Below are 22,635 nucleotides of genomic sequence, written 5' to 3'. Positions count from 1 at the left end.
ATTGGCCCTGCTCCTCCATTAGAGGCCGGTACCGCCGCCACGTCATCGCCCTGCAGGGGCACTTCGAGGTGAACCTGATGGGTACGCCGACCCTGAGACGGCCTCAGGGTCGGGTCCTCCCCGGGTACCACCCTGGCGTAGGGTCGCGCCATGGACGGAACCGTCACGGACGCAAGCAACCCCCCGACCGCGAACGCGATGCGGCGCGCTCTGCGCCGCGCCCGGGACGGCGTCGCCCTCGACCTGACCGAGGCCGCCGTGCTGCTCCAGGCCAGCGGCGAGGACCTGCGCGACCTGTGCGCCAGTGCCGCCCGGGTGCGCGACGCCGGCCTGGAGGCGGCCGGCCGCCCCGGCGTCATCACCTACTCCAAGAGCGTCTTCATCCCGCTCACCCGGCTCTGCCGCGACAAGTGCCACTACTGCACCTTCGCCACCGTCCCCGGCAAGCTGCGCCGGGCCGGGCACGGGATGTTCATGTCCCCGGACGAGGTGCTGGAGGTGGCCCGGCGCGGGGCCGAACTCGGCTGCAAGGAAGCCCTGATCACGCTCGGCGACAAGCCCGAGGACCGCTGGCCCGAGGCCCGCGAGTGGCTGGACGCACACGGCTACGACGACACCATCGCCTACGTCCGGGCGATGTCCATCCGCATCCTGGAGGAGACCGGCCTGCTCCCGCACCTCAACCCCGGGGTGCTGAGCTGGACGGACTTCCAGCGGCTCAAGCCGGTCTCCGCCTCGATGGGCATGATGCTGGAGACGACCGCCACCCGGCTGTGGAGCGAGCCCGGCGGCCCGCACCACGGCTCCCCGGACAAGGAACCGGCCGTCCGGCTGCGGGTGCTGGAGGACGCCGGCCGCAGCTCCGTCCCGTTCACCAGCGGCCTGCTGATCGGCATCGGCGAGACCCACCAGGAGCGCGCCGAGTCGCTGTTCGCGCTGCGCAGGGTCTCCCGGGCCTACCACGGCGTCCAGGAGCTGATCCTGCAGAACTTCCGCGCCAAGCCGGACACGGCGATGCGCGGCATGCCCGACGCCGAACTCGACGAGCTGGTCGCCACGGTGGCGGTCGCGCGGCACCTGCTGGGCCCCACCGCCTGCCTCCAGGCGCCGCCGAACCTGGTGGACGGCGAGTACGAGCGGCTGATCGCGGCCGGCATCGACGACTGGGGCGGCGTCTCCCCGCTCACCCCGGACCACGTCAACCCCGAGCGTCCCTGGCCGCAGATCGAGCGGCTGGCCGAACGGTCCGCCGCGGCCGGCTTCGAACTGCGCGAGCGCCTGGCCGTCTACCCCGAGTACGTGCTGCGCGGCGAACCCTGGCTGGATCCGCGGGTGCTGCCGCACGTCCGCGCCCTGGCCGACCCTGCCACCGGCCTGGCGAACCCGGACGCCACCGTCCAGGGCCACCCCTGGCAGGAGCCCGAGGACCTGCCGGAGGCGTACGGCCGGACCGACCTGCACACCGCGATCGACACCGAGGGCCGCACCGGCGACCGCCGGGCGGACTTCGAGGACGTGTACGGCGACTGGGAGGTGCTGCGCGAGCAGGTGCTGGCCAAGGGCGCGCCCGAACGCCTCGCCGGGGACCTGCGGGAGGCCCTGGCGGTGGCCGCCGACGACCCGACCAGGCTCACCGACGACCAGGCGCTGGCGCTGTTCCACGCGGACGGCCCGGCCCTGGACGCCCTGTGCCGGATCGCCGACGCCGTCCGCCGCGACGCGGTCGGCGACGACGTCACCTACTGCGTCACCCGGAACATCAACTTCACCAACGTCTGCTACACCGGCTGCCGCTTCTGCGCCTTCGCCCAGCGCCGCACCGACGCCGACGCCTACACCCTCTCCCTGGAGCAGGTCGCCGAACGGGCCGCCCAGGCCTGGGAGGTGGGCGCCACCGAGGTGTGCATGCAGGGCGGCATCCACCCGGACCTGCCCGGCACCGCCTACTTCGACATCGCCCGGGCGGTGAAGGAGCGCGTCCCCGGCATCCACGTGCACGCCTTCTCCCCGATGGAGGTGGTCAACGGCGCGACCAGGACCGGCCTTTCGATCCGCGACTGGCTGCAGCGGGCCAAGGAGTCCGGTCTGGACACCATCCCGGGCACCGCCGCCGAGATCCTCGACGACGAGGTCCGCTGGGTGCTCACCAAGGGCAAGCTGCCGGCCGCCACCTGGGTCGAGGTGGTCACCACCGCGCACGAGCTGGGCATCCGCTCCTCGTCCACGATGATGTACGGGCACGTGGACACCCCCGCGCACTGGCTCGGCCACCTGCGGCTGCTCGCGGAGATCCAGCAGCGATCCCTTGAGAACGGCACGGGTGGTTTCACCGAGTTCGTCACCCTCCCGTTCGTCCACACCAACGCCCCGGTCTACCTGGCCGGCATCGCCCGCCCCGGCCCGACCGCCCGGGACAACCGCGCGGTGGTCGCCATGGCCCGGCTGCTGCTGCACCCGCACATCCCCAACATCCAGACCAGCTGGGTCAAGCTGGGCGCGGAGGGCGCGGCCGAGATGCTCCGCTCGGGCGCCAACGACCTCGGCGGCACGCTGATGGAGGAGACCATCTCGCGGATGGCCGGCTCGGCGTACGGCAGCTACAAGTCGGTGCGCGACCTCCAGGCGATCGCCGAGGCCGCGGGCCGACCGCACCGCCAGCGCACCACCCTCTACGGCGAGGTCCCGGCCGAGCGCCGGGCGGCGGCCCTGGCCTCGGACGGGCACCTGCCCGAGCTGCTGCCCGTCCTGGACTGAGGCCGGTCGCGGGACCCCGACCGTCGTCGCCTCGACGGCGGCCGGGGCGGGGACGGCGGCCGTCGTGGCGACCCCGGCTGGGGCGGGGAACCCAAGTCCGAGGGACGCCGTCGTTTCGCTCGCGCCTTCGAATACAGTGCCAGGGCGCGCGCCACGGCCGTGCGTCGCGCGGACCGGCCCCGACCCCGACGAAAGGCGCCCCGTCGTGATGCCACTGTGGTCACGCGCCCAGCAGCAGGACTTCCGCAGCCGGGTGCGCGGCTGCCTGCTCGGCGGTGCCATCGGTGACGCGCTCGGCGCCGGCGTCGAGTTCGAGCCGCTGGAGAAGATCCGGGCCCAGCACGGCCCGCAGGGCGTCACCGGCTACGTCCCCGCGTACGGCCGCACCGGCGCCGTCACCGACGACACCCAACTCAGCCTGTTCACGGTGGACGGCCTGATCCGCGCCCACATCCGGCGCGACACCGGCAGCTGGCACCCGCCCACCGACCTGCACCTGGCCTACCTGCGCTGGGCCGCCACCCAGCGCGACTGGGGCCCGGACGAGCGCCGCCCGGACCTCGGCTGGCTCGGCCGCGAGGAGTGGCTGTACGCCCAGCGCGCCCCCGGCCAGGGCTGCCTGACCGGCCTCTCCGGGCCGGACGGCGAGCGGCTCGGCACCCTGGAACGGCCCAAGAACCCGCACTCCAAGGCCAGCGGCACGGTGGTGCGGGCGGCGCCGTTCGGGCTGCTCACCACCTGGGAGCCGGGCCTGGTCTTCCAACTCGCGGTGGAGTGCTCGGTGCTCACCCACGGCCACCCCACGGGCTACCTCGCGGCGGGCGCGCTCGCGGTGATCGTCCAGTCCGTGGCGCGCGGCGGCACCCTGGAGGAGGGCGTCCACCTGGCGCTGGCCCTGCTCTCCGAGCGGCAGGCGCACGAGGAGACCACCGCCGCGCTGCGGGCCGCGCTGGACGCGGTGCGGGCGGGCGAGCCGTCCGCCGAGCGGGTCGAGGCGCTGGGGGAGGGCTGGGTCGCCGAGGAGGCGCTGGCCATCGCGGTCTACTGCGCGCTGGTCGCCCACGACGTGCGCTCGGGGCTGCTGCTGGCCGTCAACCACTCCGGGGACAGCGACTCCACCGGCGCGATCTGCGGCAACCTGCTCGGGGTGCTGCACGGCGACACGGCGCTGCCACCGGGTCTGGTGGCCGGACTGGAGGGGCGCGGCGCGATCCTCGAACTCGCCGATGACTTCGCGCTGGAGCTGATGCACGGCACCGAACTCCACGACCGGCACACCCCGGAAGGCGCCGACTGGGCCGCCCGCTATCCGGTGGCACACTGAACCGGCTCTCCCACTACGGCAGTTGCCCGTAGCGCCGACCGCCGCTCCGGGCGACGGATGCCGCTACGGGCAACTGGGCCGAGCACGGATCCGGTTCAGGCTGCAGGCCTCAGACCTCAGGCTGTAGAGACCGCAGATCTCAGGCCTCGGACGTCAGATCTGAGGCCTCGGACCTCAGGCCTCAGACCTCGCCGAAGGCCCCCGCCGCGACGGCCGCCGCGAACGCGTTCCAGGCCTCGGTGGAGAAGCGCAGCTGCGGGCCCGCCGGGTCCTTGGAGTCCCGTACGGCGACCGCTCCCGCGGCCGGTCCGGCGATCTCCACGCAGGCTCCCTGGCCTCCACTGTGACTGCTCTTGCGCCAACGGGTTCCGTGCTCGGCGGGGGTGATCATTCGTGGTATCCCTTTTCGATGTCGGCTATCAGCGACCGGCTCTCCGCGACACCGAGTGCGGCCGCTCTCAGGTAGTCGTAGAGACCGGTATAGCGGCGCACGTCCGCCTCCTTCTCCAGGTAGAGATCGCTCGTCACACCTTCGAAGTAGACAACCGTGGAATCGGCTGACTCCGGGAACTCCAGCAGGGAGAATGTCCCGGTCATACCGGGATGGGCGCCGTGCGAGAACGGGATCACCTGGATGGTGATGTTCGGGCGCAGGCTCAGCTCCAGCATCTGCTGCAGCTGGCGGGCCATGATCTCGCGGCTGCCCACCTCGCGGCGCAGCGCCGCCTCGTCTATGACGGTCCACAGGCTGCCGAGCTGGTTCTCGCCCTGGATGCGCTCCTGGCGCTTCATCCGCACCTGCACCCGGCGCTGCACCGCGTTCGCGTCGGTGTCCGGCTGGGTGCCCTCGACCACCGCCTGCGCGTACTGCTCGGTCTGCAGCAGACCGGGGACGAACGAGGACTCGTACGCGCGGATCGAGGAGGCCTCGGCCTCCAGGCCGATGTAGACGCTGTACGGAGTCGGCATGTCGTTGAAGTCGTGCCACCAGCCGCGCTGGCGGGACTCCTTGGCCATCTCCATCAGGCTGTTGCGCATCTGCTCGTCGGCCACGTTGTAGACGTCGCAGAGGTCGCGCACGTCGCGCTGGCTGATGCTGCGGCGGCCGTTCTCCAGTCGGCTGATCTTCGACTGGGAGACCATCAGACGGCCGGCCACCTCCTCCGCCGTCATCCCGAGGCCCTCGCGGAGCTTGCGCAGCTCCGAGCCGAGCCGTCGGCGGCGCACGGTGGGATTGATGTTCGCGGACACGTCGACCTCCGGCCGAACCTCTGGTGATCGTTGGAACGGCAGCCCTCGGAACACTTCGGACATTGGGACCAACCCCCCTGACTCGGAGCAGCATGTCACCTTGGGCCAGGTCGGCGCCGGGGAATCACAGCAGCGCAGTAGAACAGATCATCGGAAAAGCGCGTCCGTGAGACAGCGGAAGCTCCCAGGTGGTAATGCGGCTCGGTGACTCTGACCGGTAGTTGCGGTGGGCCTGCGGTGGGCCTCTCGACTGGCCTCCGGGAACGGCAGAGGGACGGTCGCCGGGCGACTTGCGTCGCGGGGCGACCGCCCCTCGGTGCTGCTGGTGGTGCCGGGATGGTGCGGTGGTGCCGGGACGGTGCCGGTGGTACCAGTGGTGCGGAGTTGTGCGGCAGGTGGTTCAGCGCCGTCGAGGGGCGTGAACGGTGCGGCGCGAGCTGCCGGGCTCGGTGCCCGCGCCGCCGTCGCCGTTGCCGGGCACGCCGTCGGCGGTCCGGATCAGCGGACCGCGACCCGCGGAGCGGCGACCCGCCCGCCCGAGGTCCGCCCCGCGGCGCGGGCGCCGGAGCGACCGGTACCGGCCCCGGAACCCTGGGAAGAACGGTTCTGCTGTGCCGGCAGGCCGTTCTGCACGTCCATCACGGCGTGCGCGACCATCCCGCCCAGCGGGTCGTACCGGATCAGGTCGCGCAGCCGCGACCGTGAGGACCGGCCCTCGTTGCCCGGGTACAGGTGCTTGCCCAGCCCCACCGAGTGGGCGAGGGCCGCGAGCGCGGCCGTCCGCGGGTCCGGCGGTACGCCGGTGCGGATCGCGGTGTCCAGCCGCTGCTTGATCGCGGCGTTGGTGCAGTCGTCGGACGCCTGGTACCGGGTCGTCGGCAGCACCCCGCACACCTGCCCCGGCACGGCCGTGACCATGCCGCAGCGTTCCAGGTGCGCCAGGTACGTCTGCCGCAGCCCCAGCCGGGGCCCGCCGATCCAGTGCGCCGCGCGGACCGGACTGCCGCGTCGGCGCAGCAGCTCCAGTGCGTGGTCGAGGGTCGGGTCGCCGGTCGGCCGTGCGAGCACGACGGCGATCCGGTCGCCCTCCGGTACGATCCGTCCGGCCAGGGACAGCTCGACGAGCTGCGCCCCGGCGAGTCCGAGGTCGAGGGTCTGCGGCTGCGCCGTGGTACCCGTGGTCGGGTCCAAAGCGAGCAGCAAGAGTTCCTCAGGAACAGTTCTGCGGCTCTTGCCCATCCAAGCCTCCCCGCGTGGATGAGAGACAGGGTGACGCCTCTCACACGGGCTTGTCGAGTACGCCTCCGAATCGTGACCTTGCGGTGAAGGCGCGGAACCGGCGACCTCGGGCCCGGCGTCTGACTCTCGAACAGACCGCGGTGCGGCCGTGCGACGGCAATCAGCGCCGGTCGGGCGGGGTGTGCGCGGCGGGATCGGCCGTCGGTGGCGGAGACTGTACAGGTACACGGGGCGGGGCGTCGGCTTCCCGAAATCGGGTCTACCGGTGCCCCGCCGGGCGTTGAGGAGGCTGGGATACGTGGGCGAGTCCCCCGACAGGGTGCTGAGGGACGGCGAGCGGGAGCAGGACCGCGAACGCGAACGGACCGGTACGCCGGCTGCCGGGGCGTCAGCCGGGGCCGGTTCCGCGAATGCGTCTGCGGAGACGTCGGCCGACGCCACGGCCGAGGTACCCGCCGACGCGCCGAAGGCAGGCGCCGAGGGCGGTTCGACCGTACAGCTCCGTGTCCAGGATGTGGACAGCCGGACGACGATGCTGCGGCTGCCGGTGGACAACAAGACCACTGCGCTGCGGCTGCCCGCGGAGCTGGTGAAGCCTGCGGGCGACGACAGTTCCGAGGATGCGGCGGGGGAGAAGGGGGAAGCGTCGAAGGCTGACGGGGCGAAGGGAGCTGCCGAGCGGCCGCCCGCCGCCGACCCGCGTCTCGCCATGCGGACGACTGCGGCGGTGGCGGAGAAGGCCGGCGCCGACGCCGACACGCCCGATGCCGACACCGACGCCGACGCCGCCGGGAAGGCCGACTCGCCGGAGCAGGACGCTCCCGCCGAAGCTGACTCCCCCTCGGACGCGGACTCGGACGCGGACTCGGACGCGGACTCGGACACCGATGCCGGCACCGACTCTCCCGCAGCCACCACCGCAACCGTCGCACTGACCAAGAACGGGCAGCCAGGTCAGCAGGCGGACGAACCGGGTCAGTCGGACCGGACCGAGAAGCTGGAGAAGCTCAAGCCGCTGCGCGCCGCCGCCCCCACCGCCGGGACGGTGCCCGAGCCCCCGGAGCCCACCCCGGCGCCCGAGCCGACCCCCGTCCCGGAGCCGGGGCCCGAGCCGCACCCGGAGCCCAGGCCCCTCCCCGAACCCGAGCCGACCCCGGGCCCCGCACCGCTGCCCGGCCCCGCCCCGAAGCCGACGCCGGGCCCCGGCCCCGCCCCGACGCCGCTGCCCGAGCCGGACCCGCGGCCGGTGCCGCCCGTCCCGCCGCTGCCCCGGCCCGAGCCGTTGCCCCGGCCCGAGCCGCTGCCCTCCCGGCAACCCGCTCCCCAGCCGCAGCCGCAGCCCGCTCCGCAGCCGCAGCCCGCTCCGCAGCCTCAGCCCTCGCCCTCGCCGGAGACCACGGCCGAGGCGATGGAGGTGCTGGCCACCCTCAACGCCCGCCCGGTCTCGCCGCTGCGGCGCGCGCTCAAGCGGATCACCATCTGGACGGTGTTCCTGGCCGTGGTGCTCGGCGCGGTGGTGGTGGCCCAGCTGCTGCGCCCGCTGCCGGACCCGAAGATGCGGATGACCACCGCGGGCAGCTTCAGCTTCTCCGGCGACCAGCTCGACCTCGCCTGGCCGGCCAAGGGCCAGTCCGCCGCCGAGGTGGTCGGCGTCGGCAGCCTCGGCAGCTCGGGCCAGGAGACGCCGGCCTCGATCGCCAGCGTCACCAAGGTGATGAACGCCTACCTGATCCTGCAGAAGTACCCGCTGAAGAAGGGCGAGAGCGGCCCGACGATCAAGGTCGACAAGCAGGCCGCGCAGGAGTCCGGCAACGCCGACGAGTCCCGGGTGACGCTCGTCGAGAACCAGGAGCTCACCGAGTACCAGGCGCTGGAACTGTTGATGCTGCCGTCCGCCAACAACGTGGCCCGGCTGCTCGCCCGCTTCCACTCCGGCTCCGAGGAGGCGTTCGTCAAGCTGATGAACGACACCGCGGCCAAGCTCGGCATGACCAACACCATCTACGCCGACCCGGCGGGATTCAACGCGGACACCAAGTCCACCGCGAAGGACCAGCTGAAGCTGGCCGAGCAGGTCATGAAGGACGACATCTTCCGGCAGATCGTCTCCACCCCGGACACCACGTTCAACAACGTGAAGATCTCCAACACCAACAACCTGATCAACCCGAAGACCGGCGTCATCGGGGTCAAGACCGGCTCCAGCACCCCGGCCGGCGGCTGCCTGATGTGGGCCGCCTACAAGGACATCGGCGGCGTGAAGCGGCTGATCCTCGGCGTCACCCTGGGCCAGCAGGCCACCTCGGCCAACCCGGGCGACGGCATCCTGCCCACCGTGCTCAAGGTCAGCGGCAAGCAGATCCAGGCCGCGCAGAACGGGCTCACCGGCCAGACCGTGGTGAAGAAGGGCGAAGTCGTCGGCACCGTGGACGACGGGCTCGGCGGCAAGGCCCCGGTCGTCGCGACCAAGGACCTCGTGGTGGCCGGCTTCCCGGGCGTCACCGGCACCATCACCCTTGACCCGACCGCGATCCACCACACCGAGAAGGCGGGCAAGGAGGTCGGCAACCTGACCGTCGGCGCGGGCGACAACAGGACGACGGTCCCGGTGGCCCTCCAGTCCGACCTCAACCCGCCGTCCATCCAGTCCCGCCTGCTGCGCCTCCTCTGACCCGCTTCTCCCCGGCTCCCCCGAGGGGGAGCCGGCCCATCCGGCTCCCCCTCGGCCGTTCCCCCGGTCCGCCACCCCCGGCCGACCCCTGATCCGGTACGCTGTGAACGGCCTGGTCACCAACCGGCCGCGCCTCAGTAGCTCAGGGGATAGAGCACGGCTCTCCTAAAGCCGGTGTCGCAGGTTCGATTCCTGTCTGGGGCACAACAGAACCGCAGCTCACAGGCCCTCCTCCCACCCGGGACGGAGGGCCTGCGGCATTCCCACCCGCGTTCGCACCCTCCCGTGCCGGTGCCGGTGCCGGTGCCGGTGCCACCCGGTGGGTTGCTCGCTGTGCAACCTCGGTACGAGTCCGCTCGTACCCGGACGGGCCTCAGCGTTCCGCGCCGGCAAGGGCGTTCGGTCGTGGTCGAGGCAGCTCGGGGCAGGTCGGGACAGGGCGGGCCGCGTCAGCGGACCGGCTCGTCCGGGCGGTCGGCGGGGCCGTCCAGCCCCGGCTCGTCCCACCCGACGCCGCTGAGCCGCGCGCCGTCCAACTCGGCGCCGTCCAGCGGATCGTCCGTCCGTGGCGCTCGGACGGGCGGGACGATGACCCGCTGGACCCGGGGCCTGGTGCGCGAGTTGACCCGCCGTACGTCACGGGCCAGTGCGCCCGGCCGCCAGAGTTCGATCGCGGCGGTCACCGCGCCCAGGACGACGCCGGCGGCCAGCCAGCCCGCGACCACGTCGCTGGGCCAGTGCACGCCCAGGGCGGTCCGGGTCCAGCCGATGGTCAGCACCGTGGCGGTGGCCACCGCGCAGGCGGCGGTGCGGCCGCGGCGGTCCACCCGGTACCAGAGCAGGCCGACCAGGACGGCGCAGGTGATCGCCGAGGCCATCGCGTGCCCGGAGGGGAAGGCCGGGCCGTCGGCGTGCGAGACCGGGTCGGAGAAGGCGGGCCGCTGCCGGTCGACGGCCAGCTTGAGCGCCCATTGAGCGCCCCAGCCGACCAGGGCCTGGGCGGCCACCCAACCGGCCAGCACCCGGGCGCCGATCAGCCAGAGCCAGGCGGCCGCGATGCCGAGGAGTGCACGCATGGTGACCGGGCCGCCGATGTCGGAGAGGGTCTGCACCGCGGCGGTCCAGATCCGGTGTTCCCGCGCGTAGTCGTGGAGTTCGCTGATCCAGTCCTGGTCGAACTGGTACAGGGGGTGCCAGTGGTCCATCACCAACGCCGCCAGGAGGCCGAACAGCGCGGCGCAGCCCAGCGCGAGCGACGCGTCCCGAAGGAGGCGGCGATGACGCACGGTGACGGAAGTCGTGCTGTTGGTCAGGTGCATGCCTGGTACCTTCCCAGCGCCCCGCGTCGATCGCGAACTGGGGTGATAGCGATTTGGCATCTTTTGTGCGGAGGACCTGCGCACGCCGGGTGCGGGCGCGGCCGGAGAGGTGGGTGGAAAGGCGGACGGAAAGGCGCTCGGAAAGGGGCGGCGCGGGAACGTCCGCGATCGTCCGCCTGTTCAACGAATGGGCGACGGTCGCGTGTGCGGTCGGTGAAGAAATGCTCCACGGGCGGTCGCGGGCGAACGCATGAAGTGTCCGAGTGGTCACTGAATGTTCGGAACCGGAGTGAAAACCGGCAGGATACTGCATCGCTGGGAAGAATCTGAGCGACTTGGGAATGTTGTCCGGAATCTCTTCGTTGGATTGTTACGTGTGAGCCCTTAGGGGCCCGCACTTCTTGCCCTCTCAGGCAGGCAGGCAGACCTCGGCAACACCAGCAAAGGGAGCAAGCATGGCCACCCGTGCCGTCGTTCGCGACAGGGCCGACCGGACTCGCGCGGCCCGCCCGACCAACCTCGAGGCCGACCGTGACCTGGTCGGTATGTACCTCGACGAGATCGCCAGGACGCCCCTGCTCGATGCCGCCGAGGAGGTCGAGCTCTCGCTGCGGATCGAGGCCGGCGTGTACGCCCAGCACATGCTGGACGAGGGCGAACTCCCCGACGGCGTCACGCGCGAGGAGCTGGAGGCGATAGCCGCCGACGCCGAGCGTGCCAAGGACGTCTTCATCCGCTCGAACCTCCGCCTGGTCGTGGCGGTCGCGCGCCGCTACCCGCGCAGCGGGCTGCCGCTGCTCGACCTGATCCAGGAGGGCAACGCCGGCCTGGTGCGCGCCGTCGAGAAGTTCGACTACGCCAAGGGTTTCAAGTTCTCCACCTACGCGACCTGGTGGATCCGACAGGCGATCACCCGCTCGATCGCCGACCAGTCCCGCACCATCCGGCTGCCCGTGCACCTGGTCGAGGAACTCGGCCGGATCCGCCGGGTGCAGCGGGAGAAGTCCAAGGAGCTGGGCCGCGAGGCGGAGCCGGCCGAGATCGCGGCCGAGCTGGACACCACCGAGGCCCGGATCAAGGACGTGCTGGACTGGGCGCGGGACCCGGTCAGCCTCAACATGTCGGTCGACGACGAGGGCGAGACCCAGTTCGGTGACCTGGTCGAGGACACCGGGGCGACGTCCCCCGAGGACGCCGTGATGGTGATGCTCCGCCGGGAGGAGCTGGACGACCTGATCGGGCGGCTGGACGACCGTACGGCCTCGATCATCCGCTCCCGCTACGGCATGGAGGACGGCCGCGAGCGCACCCTCACCGAGGTGGGCAAGCAGCACGGCCTCACCCGTGAGCGGATCCGGCAGATCGAGAAGCACGCCCTGGCCGAGCTGAAGAAGATCGCCGACCACGCGGGCTTCGAGGCCGCCTGACGGCCGACGGCCGAGGTCGACCACCCGGGCCCTGGTGCGGAGCGCTCCGCACCAGGGCCCGTGGCGCGTCGCGGGCCTCTTAGGCTGGAGGAACAGGTTGGACCGTGAGCAGGGGACCGGCAGGGAGTGGACAGGGTGAGCGAGCAGCCACAGGAACAGGGACAGGGGCAGGAGGAGCAGGACCGGCAGAAGGCGGCCAGGGCCAAGGCCCGCCTGGTCTTCCGCGACCCGCTGGACCAGCAGTCCCGGGACGACACCGACGCCGGCTGGGGCGATCGCCCCGGGACTGGGGAGAGCGGTGGGCGAGGGCTGGACTGGTACCTGAGCCAGCGCCCGCCGCACCACGGGGACTAGCGAAAACGGGGCTGGGGAGCGGGGGAACGGGACTGGGAACGGGGACCGGGGAACCGGGCGACTAGCGCGCCGTGACCAGCGCGTCGCGGATCTCGGTCAGCAGTTGGACCTCCTTGGCCTCGGCCTCGGCCGCCACCTCGGTGGCGCTCTTGCGCCTGGCCGCCATCCGGTTCATCGGGACGATCAGGACGAAGTAGACGACGGCCGCGGTGATCAGGAACTGCAGGGCGGCGCTGAGCACCGACCCCCACAGGATGAGGATTCCGGACGTGACCTCACCGGTGGCGCTCACCGTGCAGGGCCCCTTGAGGCAGGAACTGTAGGACGCCAGGTCCTTGGTCCCGAAGACGCCGACGATCGGATTGATCACGCCCTTGACGAAGGCGTTGACGATGTTGGTGAAGGCAGCGCCGATCACCACGGCGACGGCGAGTTCGACGACATTTCCACGCAGCAGGAATTCCTTGAAGCCCTTCATGCCGCCTCGAACGACGAAGTCGTTCCGGGGTTACGGGTGATCGTCCGGGGGCCCGGATTGACAACCCGTACGGCCCACCGCGCCGCCCGAGGGCGGCGGCAGCCCGGCCCGCGCGGGCCCGAACGCGAGCGCCGCGGCCACCGCGAGCAGCACCAGTGCGGGCACCCCGGCCCGCCGCCGGACGGCCTGGCGCCAGCGGTGCCACCCGCCGCACCCGCGCCGGATCGGCGGGAAGCTCGGCACCTCCCGCCGCGGCGGCACGGTGGGCGCGGGCAGTGGAACGGACAGGCTCGTGGTCGTCATCGGGGCACCTCCGGATCGGGTCGATCGACATGCGGTCGGTCACCGTGCGGTCGGCCACCGCCCGGTGACCCACACGATGCCCACCCGCGCCGCCGCCGGAAAGCCGGTTCCCACAGCCTGTGGATAAACCCGCCCCTGTGGACAACTTCGTACACTCACACGAGTGAGACCGGCCTCCGCTACTGACGAAGACCGCGCCGGGGCACGTGAGCGCACGCGAAAAGGCCCGTCGCCCCCGCGCGAAGCGGGGCCGACAGGCCTTCCCGTGAAGCTTCAGGAACTCCCGGGAGCCCCCGGGACCGAGGTCAGCTCGCGGCCGGAGCCGGGCTGCTGGACGAGCTGGTCGAGCTGGAGCTGCTGGAAGCGCTCGACGAGCCGGACGACCCCGAGGTCGACGACGACGTCGAGGAGCCGGCGGACGAGCCCGCGCCCACCGAGCTGCTGGAGGACGAGCGGCTGTCGGTCCGGTAGAAGCCCGAGCCCTTGAACACGACGCCCACGGCCGAGAAGACCTTGCGGAGCCGTCCCTGGCAGTCGGGGCACGTGGTCAGCGCCTCGTCGGTGAACTTCTGCACCGCCTCCAGGCCGCTGCCGCACTCGGTGCACTGGTACTGGTACGTGGGCACTTGTCTTCCTCCTGGCACTCTCGCCTGATGAGTGCTAACGATGGTCAATGATGCGGTATTCCGTTGGATCAGTCCAGCGAATCCGGTGTGAGATGAGCCGGTACGGGCCGCGTTCGACCGCTCGCTCAGCCCTTGGCCGCGCCGACCAGCTGCGCCGAGGCGGCGCGCTCGCCGGACCCGGTGCGCTCGCCGGATCCCGCCATCACGTGACCGGTCCGGTGCGGTGCGACCAGCAGGTGCCGCATCGACACCAGCGCGACCAGCCCCAGGCCGGCGCCGACCAGCGGCACCAGGAACCCGGCGGACGGCCCGTGGCCGTCGATCAGCCGCCCGGCCACCATCGAGCCGACGGCCAGGCCCAGGCCGATGGCGCCGGTCAGCCAGGTGAAGGCCTCGGTCTTGGCGCCGTCCTCGACCAGGGTCTCGACCAGGGTGTAGCCGCTGATCAGGGTCGGGGCGATGGCCAGACCGCAGAACAGCCCGGCGATCGACAGGGTGACCAGGTTGGGCATCGCCCAGAGCGTCGAGCAGCCCACCACCAGCAGGGCGTAGCTGATGACCATCCGGTGCTGGACGGCCCGACGCCAGGCGATGACGCCGTAGAGCACGCCGGCCACCATCGAGCCGCCGGCGAAGATCCCGTACACGGTGCCGGCGGCGCCGTGCTGGCCGACCGAGTCGGCGAAGGCGTTCACCGAGACCTGCATCCCGCCGAACACGGCCCCCACCCCGAGGATCACCCCGGCCAGCAGCCGGACGCCGGGCGAGGCCAGCGCGGAGGCGCGTCGCGCGCCGGGCCGCGGGGTGTTCCGGGCGGGCGCGGTGCCGCGCCGGGCGGCGAAGACCAGGCCGCCGACGAAGGTCAGTGCGGCCTCCGTGATCAGCGCGGTGGACGGACTGACCGAGGTGGCGATCTTGGCGGCCAGGATCGGACCGATCACGAAGGTGAACTCGTCCGTCACGGACTCGAAGGCGAACGCGGTGCTCACCTTGGCCGCCGAGGAGGCGGACGCGCCGTCGGCGCCGATCGTGGCGATCCAGCGGGCCCGGACCATCGCGCCGATCTGCGGAACGCTCGCGCCGGTCGGAACGGCGGCCAGGAACAGGCTCCAGGCCGGCGCGTGGCCGAGCGCCAGGGTGATCAGCAGGGCGACCGAGGCCGCGTGCACCGCGACGGTCGGGACGAGGACGGCGGCCTGCCCGTACCGGTCGGCGAGGCGCCCGGTCTGCGGGCCGATCAGGGCCTGCGCGACGGCGGCGATCGCGGTGACGGTGCCGGCGGTGCCGTACGAGCCGTGGGTGTCCTTGACGAGCAGCAGGATGCCCATGCTGAGCATCGCGTAGGGCAGCCGCGCGATGAAGGCGGGGGCGAGGAACGTCCAGGCGCCGGGCGTGCGCAGCAGCGCGCCGTACCCGACCTTGGCGGGCGTCTCGGCGGCGGTGTCCACAGTGCTGGCCGCGGTGTCCAGAGCGGTGTCCGGAGTGGAGTCCGCGGCGATCTCGACCGTTCGGCGGGCCGTCACGGTCGGTCCTTCCTGCTGCCTGGTAGCGCGGCAGGGCATGGGGTGGCCCCGACGGCGCCGAGAGTCGTCCTCTCGCGCGTCGACCGGGGTAGATACCGGGTCGGCCGGGCCTGGTGGGCCGGGGCCGGACCGCGGCCGCCGAGCGGTCGCGCCAACTCTGCGTCAGGCAGATGCTGGGGGTGGTCTAACGGTAGTTATACGGCGTAGTCGGACCAGCATACAGTTACGCGCGTAGATTCCGCCAGGCCACCTACCTCACGGCAGCACCCGTAGCCCCGGCACTCCCCGCCGTCACCGCCCCTTCAGCCACCCCGCCAGCTTGCCGCCCTTGTCCACGGCCCGCAGCCGCCGCTCCGCCGCCTCGCTCACCTCGTCCGTGGTGACCACCAACAGCTCGTCCCCGCCGCGCAGCATCGTCGCCTTGTCCGGCACGAAGGAGTTGCCCTCCCGCACGACCAGGGTGACCGCCGCCCCCTTGGGCAGCCGCAGCTCGCTGATCTCCACGCCGGACATCCGTGAGGCCGGGGAGAGCGAGACCGACAGCAGGTGCCCGTGCAGCTTCTCCAGCGGCGCGGACTCGATGCCGAGGTCCTGGCCCATCGCGCCCTCGCCGATCTTCAGCCGCCTGGCCATCCAGGGCAGCGTCGGGCCCTGGAGCAGGGTGAAGACGACGACCAGGATGAAGACGATGTTGAACACGTCCCCGGCCCTGTGCGCCCCGGAGACCACCGGGATGGTGGCCAGCACGATCGGCACCGCCCCGCGCAGCCCGGCCCAGCTCAGCAGCGCCTGCTCGCGGCCGGGCACCCGGAACGGGGTCAGTGTGAGGATCACGGACAGCGGCCGGGCCAGGAAGACCAGCACCGCGCCGATCACCAGCGCGGGCACCACGGCGCCGCCCATGCTCTCGGGCGCGGCGAGCAGCCCGAGCAGCACGAACATGCCGATCTGCCCGATCCAGGCCAGCCCGTCGGCGAAGCCGCGCACGGCCGGTCCGTGCGGCAGCTTGGAGTTCCCGAGGATCACCGCGCTGATGTAGACGGCGAGGAAACCGGAGCCGTGCAGCAGCGAACCGCCGGCGTAGGCGAGCACGGTCAGCGCCACCACGGCGATCGGGTACAGGCCCGAGGAGGGCAGCGCGACGTGCTTGATCGCGAACGCGCCGAGCTTGCCGACGGCCAGTCCGATCGCCGCCCCGATCGCCAGCTCGGCGACGATGGTGCCGAGCAGCACGTACCAGGTGTCCGGTTCGCCGGTGGAGGCGAAGGCGACGACCAGGATGACCACGGGCGCGTCGTTGAAGCCGGACTCGGCCTCCAGCAGGCCGGTGAGCCGGTGCGGCAGCGGGACCATCCGCAGCACCGAGAAGACGGCCGCGGCGTCGGTGGAGGAGACGATCGCGCCGAGCAGCAGCGAGGTCCGCCAGTCCAGGCCGACCAGCCAGTGCGCGCCGGCCGCGGTGACGAAGACGCTGATCCCGACGCCGACGGTGGCCAGCACGGTGGCCGCCGGCAGCGCCGGTCTGACCTCGCGCCAGTTGGTCTTGAGGCCGCCCTCGGCCAGGATCACCACGAGCGCCGCGTAGCCGAGCACCTGGGTCAGCTCGGCGTTGTTGAAGGTGACGCCGATCCCGTTCTGGCCCAGTGCCACGCCGATCCCGAGGTAGATCAGCAGACTGGGCAGGCCTGATCGGGTCGAGAACCGGACGGCGACCACCGCGAAGAGCAGGATCACGGAGGCTTCGAGCAGGAGCTGGTTCAGGTGGGCGACGTTCACGCAGTGGCACCTCGGGCAGGCATGGGCGGGCGGGGTGTCAGGTGGTGCTGGGGTGTTCCGTGTGTACAGGGAGGGTGCTGTCGAGCACCGGCCCGCTAAGAAGTCGTCAATGCTCCTGTTGCGGATCGTTACTCAGTCTAACATTTTGCCATGTCTTTAGTTTGGTCCCCCGTTCACAGCGCTCCGCCGACTCGGCCTAATGTGGTTCCCTGTCACGGCCCAAGGCCCTGGACACGCCCGCCCGCCCCGAAGTCAGGACCGCAAGGACCCAGATGCCCCGCTCGAAGAAGTTCCGGCGCGCCCGTCTGATCGTGATCGTGCTGGTCGTGCTGCTGGTGGCCGGCGTCGGCTACGGCGGCTACCGCGGGGTCACCGCGGTCCGTGCGTCCTTCCCGGAGGTGGACGGGACGGTCAAGGTGGCGGGCCTGAGCGCGCCGGTCGACGTCAAGCGCGACGCCAACGGCATCCCGCAGCTGTACGCGGACACCTCCGAGGACCTGTTCCGCGCCCAGGGCTACGTCCAGGCCCAGGACCGCTTCTGGGAGATGGACGTCCGACGGCACATCACCGCGGGCCGGCTGTCCGAGATGTTCGGCGACAGCCAGGTCGACACCGACTCCTTCATCCGCACCATGGGCTGGCACCAGGTGGCGGAGCAGGAGTTCAAGACCAAGCTGTCGCCGGAGACCAAGAAGTACCTGCAGGCCTACGCGGACGGCGTGAACGCCTGGCTGGCCGAGCACCCCGGCGGGGAGAAGGCCTCGCTGGAGTACGCCGTGCTCGGCGCCGTCAACAGCGGCTACAAGCCCGAGCAGTGGACCCCGGTGGACTCGGTGGCCTGGCTCAAGGCGATGGCCTGGAACCTCTCCGGGAACCTCCAGGAGGAGATCGACCGCTCGCTGCTCGCCCAGGACTTCGGCCCGGACAAGATCGCCGAGCTGTACCCGGACTACCCGTACTCCCGCAACGGCACGATCGTGAAGACCGGCACCGTCAGCGGCGACACCTACCGCCCCGCCGACGGCTCCACCCAGCCCGGTGCGACCTCCGGCGGCAACACCGCCCAGGGCGCCGCCACCACCAAGGCGCTGGTCCAGGGCCTCACCGACCGGATCGACGGGATGCCGCAGCTGCTCGGCCGCCCCGGCCAGGGCATCGGTTCCAACTCCTGGGTGGTCGCCGGCTCGCACACCACCACCGGCAAGCCGCTGCTGGCCAACGACCCGCACCTCGGCCCCGGCCTGCCCTCGGTCTGGTACCAGATGGGCCTGCACTGCCGGACCGCCTCGCCGGCCTGCCAGTTCGACGTCTCCGGCTTCACCTTCGCCGGCATGCCCGGCGTGGTGATCGGCCACAACAAGGACATCGCCTGGGGCTTCACCAACCTCGGCGCCGACGTCTCCGACCTCTACCTGGAGAAGGTGACCGGCCCGGACACCTACCAGGTGGACGGCAAGGACGTGAAGTTCGACCTCCGCAAGGAGACCATCAAGGTCGCCGGCGGCGAGGACCGCACCATCACCGTCCGCACCACCCAGACAGGCGCCCCGCTCATCTCCGACACGAGCACCGAGCAGCAGAACGTCGGCAAGTACGCCCCCAACGGCAGCTCCGCCCCCGACCGCGGCACCGGCGGCTACGGCGTCGCCCTGCAGTGGACGGCGCTCAGCCCCGGCAGGACCATGGACGCCGTGTTCGAGCTGGACCGGGCGAAGAACTGGGACGACTTCCGGAACGCCGCCAAGGACTTCGCCGTCCCCGCGCAGAACCTGATCTACGCCGACGCCAAGAACATCGGCTACCAGGCCCCCGGCGTCATCCCGGTGCGCGGCAAGGGCGACGGCTCCATGCCCGCCCCGGGCTGGGACTCCTCCTACCAGTGGAAGCCGGACCCGGTCCCCTTCACCGCCCTGCCGTACAGCTTCAACCCGGCCGTCGGCTACATCGTCACCGCCAACCAGGCCGTGGTCGACCCGAGCTACAAGTACAACCTGACCAAGGACTGGGAGTACGGCACCCGGGCCAAGGAGATCACCGACCAGATCGAGGGCCTGCTCAAGAACAACGGCAAGATCTCGCCGGACGACATGCAGACCCTCCAGCTGGACAACACCAGCACCATGGCCAAGACGCTGGTCCCGCTGCTGCTCAAGCAGCAGATCGACGACCCGTACGTGCGCCAGGCCCAGGACCTGCTGAAGGACTGGAACTTCCACCAGGACGCCGACTCGGCCGCCGCCGCCTACTACAACGGCGTCTGGCGCAACCTGCTCATCCTCGCCTTCGGCCAGAAGTTCCCGGCCGACATCCGGGCCAAGAACAACTGCCTGCTGGTGCGCCAGCAGGACGACCCGACCAAGCCGGACAGCTCCAGCAAGATCGTCACCGAGTGCGGCACCCGCGACCCGGGCAAGGCCCAGCCGGACGGCGGCGACCGCTGGACCGAGGTGGTGCGCGCCCAGCTCGACAAGCCCGACAGCTCGTGGTGGACGTACATCGACTCCCAGCACAAGGAGCAGAAGGGCCTGGACAACCTGCTCAAGGAGGCGATGAAGAACGCCCGGCAGGACCTGACCTCGCTGCTCGGCAAGGACATCTCCACCTGGAGCTGGGGCCGCCTGCACAAGCTGGAGCTGCGCGAGCAGACCCTCGGCACCGACAACTCCTCGATCGCCTCCGGCGCCGTCCACAAGCTGCTCAACCGCGGCCCCTACCGCCTCTCCGGCAGCTCGGCGGCGGTCGACGCGGCGGGCTGGAACGCGGCGGCCGGCTACCAGGTCGACTGGATCCCGTCGATGCGGATGGTGGTCGACCTGAACGACCTGGACTCCTCGCGCTGGATCAACGTCGGCGGCGAATCCGGTCACGCGTTCCACGCCAACTACAACGACCAGACCGACCTCTGGCTCAAGGGCAAGCTGCTGACCTGGGCGTTCACCCCGGACGCGGTCGAGAAGGCCACCAAGCACAAGCTGGTGCTCAGCAACGGCTGACGCCCGTACGGCACGCGGCGCGGCCCCGTTCCCCTCCCCGGGGAGCGGGGCCGCCGCCGTCTCAGCCGAGCGCCCGCACCCCCGAGGGCGTGACCGCCAGGTCCACCGGCAGGTCGTGCGGCTCGGCCGGCACCCGCTCCAGCAGCTCGTGCTCGTACAGCAGCACCGCCAGCACCGGCCGCACCCCCGCCCGCCCCAGCCGGGCCAGCACCCGGTCGTAGCTGCCGCCGCCCCGGCCCAGCCGCAGCCCGCCCCGGTCCACCGCCAGGCCCGGCAGCAGCACCACCGAGGCCCCCGTCACGGCCTCCGGCCCCAGCCGCGGCCCGACCGGCTCCAGCAGCCCGCGCCCGGCCGGGGCCAACGCCTCCGGCCCGGCGTACTCGGCCCAGTCCAGGTCGTTGTCCGGCAGCAGGACCGGCAGCAGCACCCGCACCCCGCTCTCGCGCAGCGCGTCCAGCAGCGGCCTGGTCCCGGGCTCCGCGCCCACCGAGACGTAGGCGGCCACCGTGGCGCCGGGCGCGGCCAGCTCCCAGGCGTGTCCGGCCAGCGCGCGGGCGGCCTCAGCGCGCCCCTCGGCGGTGAGCGCGCGGCGCCGCGTCAGCAGCCGTGTCCTCAGGTCGCTCTTCTCGTTGTGCACCGGATCCTCCACGTCCGAAAACCGTGACGCGCAGAGCCTGACACGCGAAAGGGCGCCCCGATTGTCCACCCCGTTGCTGGTCCAGGCCCTGGCCGCGCTGAGCGCCCCCGCGCTGGCCGGCGCCACCGTGCTCGGACTGCGCGTGCGCCGGGAGCGGACCGAGGCCGCCGAGGACCGGGAACGGCTGAACGGGCGGATCGCCGAACTGGAGGAGCGTTGCGCCGAACTGGAGCGCACCGCCTCCTGCGACTCGCTCACCGGCGTCTGGAACTACCGCCACCTGCAGCTCACCCTGGACCGGGAGATCGAACGGGCCCGCCGCGCCGAGCACACCGGCCAGGCCGACGGCCCGCGCCCGCTGGCCGTGCTGCTGCTGGAGATCGCCGGCTTCGACGCGGTCATCGCCGAGCACGGCCGCGCCCGCGGCAACGCGATACTGCGCGACCTCGCCCAGCGGCTCGCGATGGAGATCCGCCGCGCCGACACCCTGGGCCGCTACAGCGGCGAGGAGTTCCTGGTGGTGCTGCCGGACACCGGCTCCGAGGGCGCCGTGCAGGTCGCCGAGCGGCTGGTCTGGTCGGTCCGCCGGCACCTGCTGCTCGACTGGTCCTCCGGCACCCGGGCGCCCCGCCCGGTCGGGGGCAACGGCCTGACCGCCGCCGTCGGCATCGCCGTGCTGCCCGAGGACGGCACCCACGCGGCCGTCCTGCTGCGCTCCGCGGACGCCGCGCTGGCCGCGGCGCGGGCGGCCGGCGGCGACTGCTGGCGGATCGCACCGCGCCCCGGACAGCCCTCCGGCGGGCCCCGTGAGCAGCCCCCTTCCGCCCCGCAGCGGCCGTCGACTGCCGAACGTGACCGTTCGGGAAAGGCGGGTAGTCTGTCGGCCTGTACCGGACGGGACCCCCTGGCCCAACCGGTCACTGCCCATCCGCCTGCCACTGCGGCCGTGCCCCGAGACGTGCTGTCCTAGCCGTCCGAACGCGCTCGGCCCCGGGCGAAAACGTGCCTGAGTAAGGTAAACGCATGACGACGACCACCTCCCGAATTCCGGTAACCAAGGCCGTGGTACCCGCGGCCGGACTGGGCACCCGCTTCCTCCCGGCGACCAAGGCCACCCCGAAGGAGATGCTGCCCGTCGTCGACAAGCCGGCCATCCAGTACGTCGTCGAGGAGGCCTCCGCCGCCGGCCTGTCCGACATACTGATGGTCACCGGCCGTAACAAGCGCGCGCTGGAGGACCACTTCGACCGCGCCTACGAGCTGGAGGAGCTGCTCGTCCGCAAGGGCGACGAGGACCGCCTGCGCCGGGTCCGCGAGTCCGTCGAGCTGGCCAACATGCACTACGTCCGCCAGGGCGACCCGAAGGGCCTCGGCCACGCCGTCTCCGTCGCGGAGCAGCACGTCGCCGGCCAGCCCTTCGCCGTCCTGCTCGGCGACGACCTGATCGACCCGCGCGACCCGCTGCTCGCCCGCATGATCGAGGTGCAGCAGGAGCTCGGCGGCTCGGTCGTCGCCCTCATGGAGGTCGACCCCTCCCAGATCCACCTCTACGGCTGCGCCGCCGTCAAGGCGAACAGCTTCGGCGAGGACGTCTTCCAGGTGACCGACCTGGTCGAGAAGCCCGAGCCCGGAGAGGCCCCCTCCAACTACGCCGTCATCGGCCGCTACGTCCTCGACCCGCTGGTCTTCGACGTGCTGCGGGAGACCCCGCCCGGCCGCGGCGGCGAGATCCAGCTCACCGACGCCCTGCGCGAGCTGACCACCCGCGACGCCGAGGCCGGCGGCCAGGTGCACGGCGTGCTCTTCAAGGGCCGCCGCTACGACACCGGTGACCGCGCCGACTACCTGCGCGCTATCGTCCGACTGGCCGCCGAGCGCGAGGACCTCGGCCCGGAGTTCCGCTCCTGGCTGCGCGAGTTCGTCGGTTCCGAGCTGCAGGACTGACACACCACACAGAGAG

18 protein-coding genes and 1 tRNA gene are annotated in these 22,635 nt (G+C 72.0%); 9 read left to right on the top strand and 10 right to left on the bottom strand.

Annotated elements, in window-relative coordinates; translation table 11 throughout:
• The first annotated feature begins 150 nt into the window (after positions 1-150).
• Both ACWCYO_RS10575 and ACWCYO_RS10570 read left to right on the top strand, forming a co-directional pair.
• Complete coding sequence (locus ACWCYO_RS10575; protein ID WP_449783970.1) at positions 151-2,754, top strand: bifunctional FO biosynthesis protein CofGH; 2,604 nt, start codon at positions 151-153, stop codon at positions 2,752-2,754.
• A gap of 208 nt (positions 2,755-2,962) precedes the next feature.
• Positions 2,963-4,078, top strand: coding sequence for an ADP-ribosylglycohydrolase family protein (locus ACWCYO_RS10570; protein ID WP_270144696.1), 1,116 nt, complete (start codon positions 2,963-2,965; stop codon positions 4,076-4,078).
• 181 nt (positions 4,079-4,259) lie between these two features.
• Here ACWCYO_RS10570 and ACWCYO_RS10565 read toward each other — a convergent pair whose 3' ends face one another.
• From ACWCYO_RS10565 to ACWCYO_RS10555, 3 genes are all read right to left on the bottom strand, one after another.
• Entirely contained in the window at positions 4,260-4,469 is a 210-nt protein-coding gene (locus ACWCYO_RS10565) for a DUF397 domain-containing protein (RefSeq protein ID WP_270144694.1), read from the bottom strand.
• The gene (locus ACWCYO_RS10560; protein WP_270144693.1) at positions 4,466-5,329 is read right to left on the bottom strand and encodes a helix-turn-helix domain-containing protein; all 864 of its coding nucleotides are present in this window, start codon (positions 5,327-5,329) and stop codon (positions 4,466-4,468) included. The genes ACWCYO_RS10565 and ACWCYO_RS10560 overlap by 4 nt, the downstream gene beginning before the upstream one ends.
• Positions 5,330-5,827: 498 nt before the next feature.
• Positions 5,828-6,568, bottom strand: coding sequence for a GOLPH3/VPS74 family protein (locus tag ACWCYO_RS10555; RefSeq protein WP_449783969.1), 741 nt, complete (start codon positions 6,566-6,568; stop codon positions 5,828-5,830).
• 514 nt (positions 6,569-7,082) lie between these two features.
• Between ACWCYO_RS10555 and ACWCYO_RS10550 the strand changes: the two genes are divergently transcribed.
• Together ACWCYO_RS10550 and ACWCYO_RS10545 are read left to right on the top strand one after the other, a co-directional pair.
• The gene (locus tag ACWCYO_RS10550) at positions 7,083-9,239 is read left to right on the top strand and encodes a D-alanyl-D-alanine carboxypeptidase (protein WP_449783968.1); all 2,157 of its coding nucleotides are present in this window, start codon (positions 7,083-7,085) and stop codon (positions 9,237-9,239) included.
• A 131-nt stretch (positions 9,240-9,370) separates the two neighbouring features.
• Positions 9,371-9,443 (top strand) — tRNA-Arg (locus ACWCYO_RS10545).
• Positions 9,444-9,688: 245 nt separating this feature from the next.
• On the opposite strand, the gene ACWCYO_RS10540 is transcribed toward ACWCYO_RS10545, so the two are convergent.
• Positions 9,689-10,558 (bottom strand): phosphatase PAP2 family protein, encoded by an 870-nt coding sequence (locus ACWCYO_RS10540; protein ID WP_449783967.1) that lies wholly within the window; start codon positions 10,556-10,558, stop codon positions 9,689-9,691.
• 455 nt (positions 10,559-11,013) lie between these two features.
• On the opposite strand from ACWCYO_RS10540, the gene ACWCYO_RS10535 reads away from it, so the two are divergent.
• Both ACWCYO_RS10535 and ACWCYO_RS10530 read left to right on the top strand, forming a co-directional pair.
• Complete coding sequence (locus ACWCYO_RS10535; RefSeq protein WP_030286482.1) at positions 11,014-11,985, top strand: sigma-70 family RNA polymerase sigma factor; 972 nt, start codon at positions 11,014-11,016, stop codon at positions 11,983-11,985.
• Between the two features lie 135 nt (positions 11,986-12,120).
• Positions 12,121-12,339: a hypothetical protein gene (locus ACWCYO_RS10530; RefSeq protein WP_449783966.1), complete on the top strand. Its 219-nt coding sequence runs from the start codon at positions 12,121-12,123 to the stop codon at positions 12,337-12,339.
• 61 nt (positions 12,340-12,400) lie between these two features.
• Here the strand turns inward: ACWCYO_RS10530 and mscL are convergent, their stop codons facing one another.
• The 5 genes from mscL to ACWCYO_RS10505 form a co-directional block, all read right to left on the bottom strand.
• Entirely contained in the window at positions 12,401-12,817 is a 417-nt protein-coding gene (mscL, locus tag ACWCYO_RS10525) for a large conductance mechanosensitive channel protein MscL (protein ID WP_270144682.1), read from the bottom strand.
• Between the two features lie 30 nt (positions 12,818-12,847).
• Positions 12,848-13,120: a hypothetical protein gene (locus ACWCYO_RS10520; RefSeq protein WP_270144680.1), complete on the bottom strand. Its 273-nt coding sequence runs from the start codon at positions 13,118-13,120 to the stop codon at positions 12,848-12,850.
• A 305-nt stretch (positions 13,121-13,425) separates the two neighbouring features.
• Complete coding sequence (locus ACWCYO_RS10515; RefSeq protein WP_270144678.1) at positions 13,426-13,746, bottom strand: FmdB family zinc ribbon protein; 321 nt, start codon at positions 13,744-13,746, stop codon at positions 13,426-13,428.
• 125 nt (positions 13,747-13,871) lie between these two features.
• Positions 13,872-15,269 carry an MFS transporter gene (locus ACWCYO_RS10510; RefSeq protein WP_449783965.1) on the bottom strand — a complete coding sequence of 466 codons (1,398 nt, stop codon included), beginning with the start codon at positions 15,267-15,269 and terminating at the stop codon, positions 13,872-13,874.
• 291 nt (positions 15,270-15,560) lie between these two features.
• Positions 15,561-17,045, bottom strand: a complete 1,485-nt coding sequence (locus tag ACWCYO_RS10505) for a potassium/proton antiporter (RefSeq protein ID WP_449783964.1) — start codon at positions 17,043-17,045, stop codon at positions 15,561-15,563.
• Between the two features lie 272 nt (positions 17,046-17,317).
• Between ACWCYO_RS10505 and ACWCYO_RS10500 the strand changes: the two genes are divergently transcribed.
• Positions 17,318-20,038 (top strand): penicillin acylase family protein, encoded by a 2,721-nt coding sequence (locus ACWCYO_RS10500; RefSeq protein ID WP_270144675.1) that lies wholly within the window; start codon positions 17,318-17,320, stop codon positions 20,036-20,038.
• 61 nt (positions 20,039-20,099) lie between these two features.
• Here ACWCYO_RS10500 and ACWCYO_RS10495 read toward each other — a convergent pair whose 3' ends face one another.
• Complete coding sequence (locus ACWCYO_RS10495) at positions 20,100-20,675, bottom strand: 5-formyltetrahydrofolate cyclo-ligase (protein ID WP_270144673.1); 576 nt, start codon at positions 20,673-20,675, stop codon at positions 20,100-20,102.
• 61 nt (positions 20,676-20,736) lie between these two features.
• On the opposite strand from ACWCYO_RS10495, the gene ACWCYO_RS10490 reads away from it, so the two are divergent.
• Together ACWCYO_RS10490 and galU are read left to right on the top strand one after the other, a co-directional pair.
• Complete coding sequence (locus tag ACWCYO_RS10490; protein WP_449783963.1) at positions 20,737-21,645, top strand: GGDEF domain-containing protein; 909 nt, start codon at positions 20,737-20,739, stop codon at positions 21,643-21,645.
• Positions 21,646-21,698: 53 nt separating this feature from the next.
• A complete protein-coding gene (galU, locus tag ACWCYO_RS10485) occupies positions 21,699-22,619 on the top strand; it encodes a UTP--glucose-1-phosphate uridylyltransferase GalU (protein ID WP_449783962.1) in 921 nt (306 codons plus the stop codon).
• The last annotated feature ends 16 nt before the right edge of the window (positions 22,620-22,635 follow it).

Source organism: Kitasatospora sp. NPDC001683 (assembly GCF_053596495.1).
The sequence above is the reverse complement of the archived record's forward strand: the minus strand, read 5'-3'. Positions and strand labels throughout refer to the sequence as shown.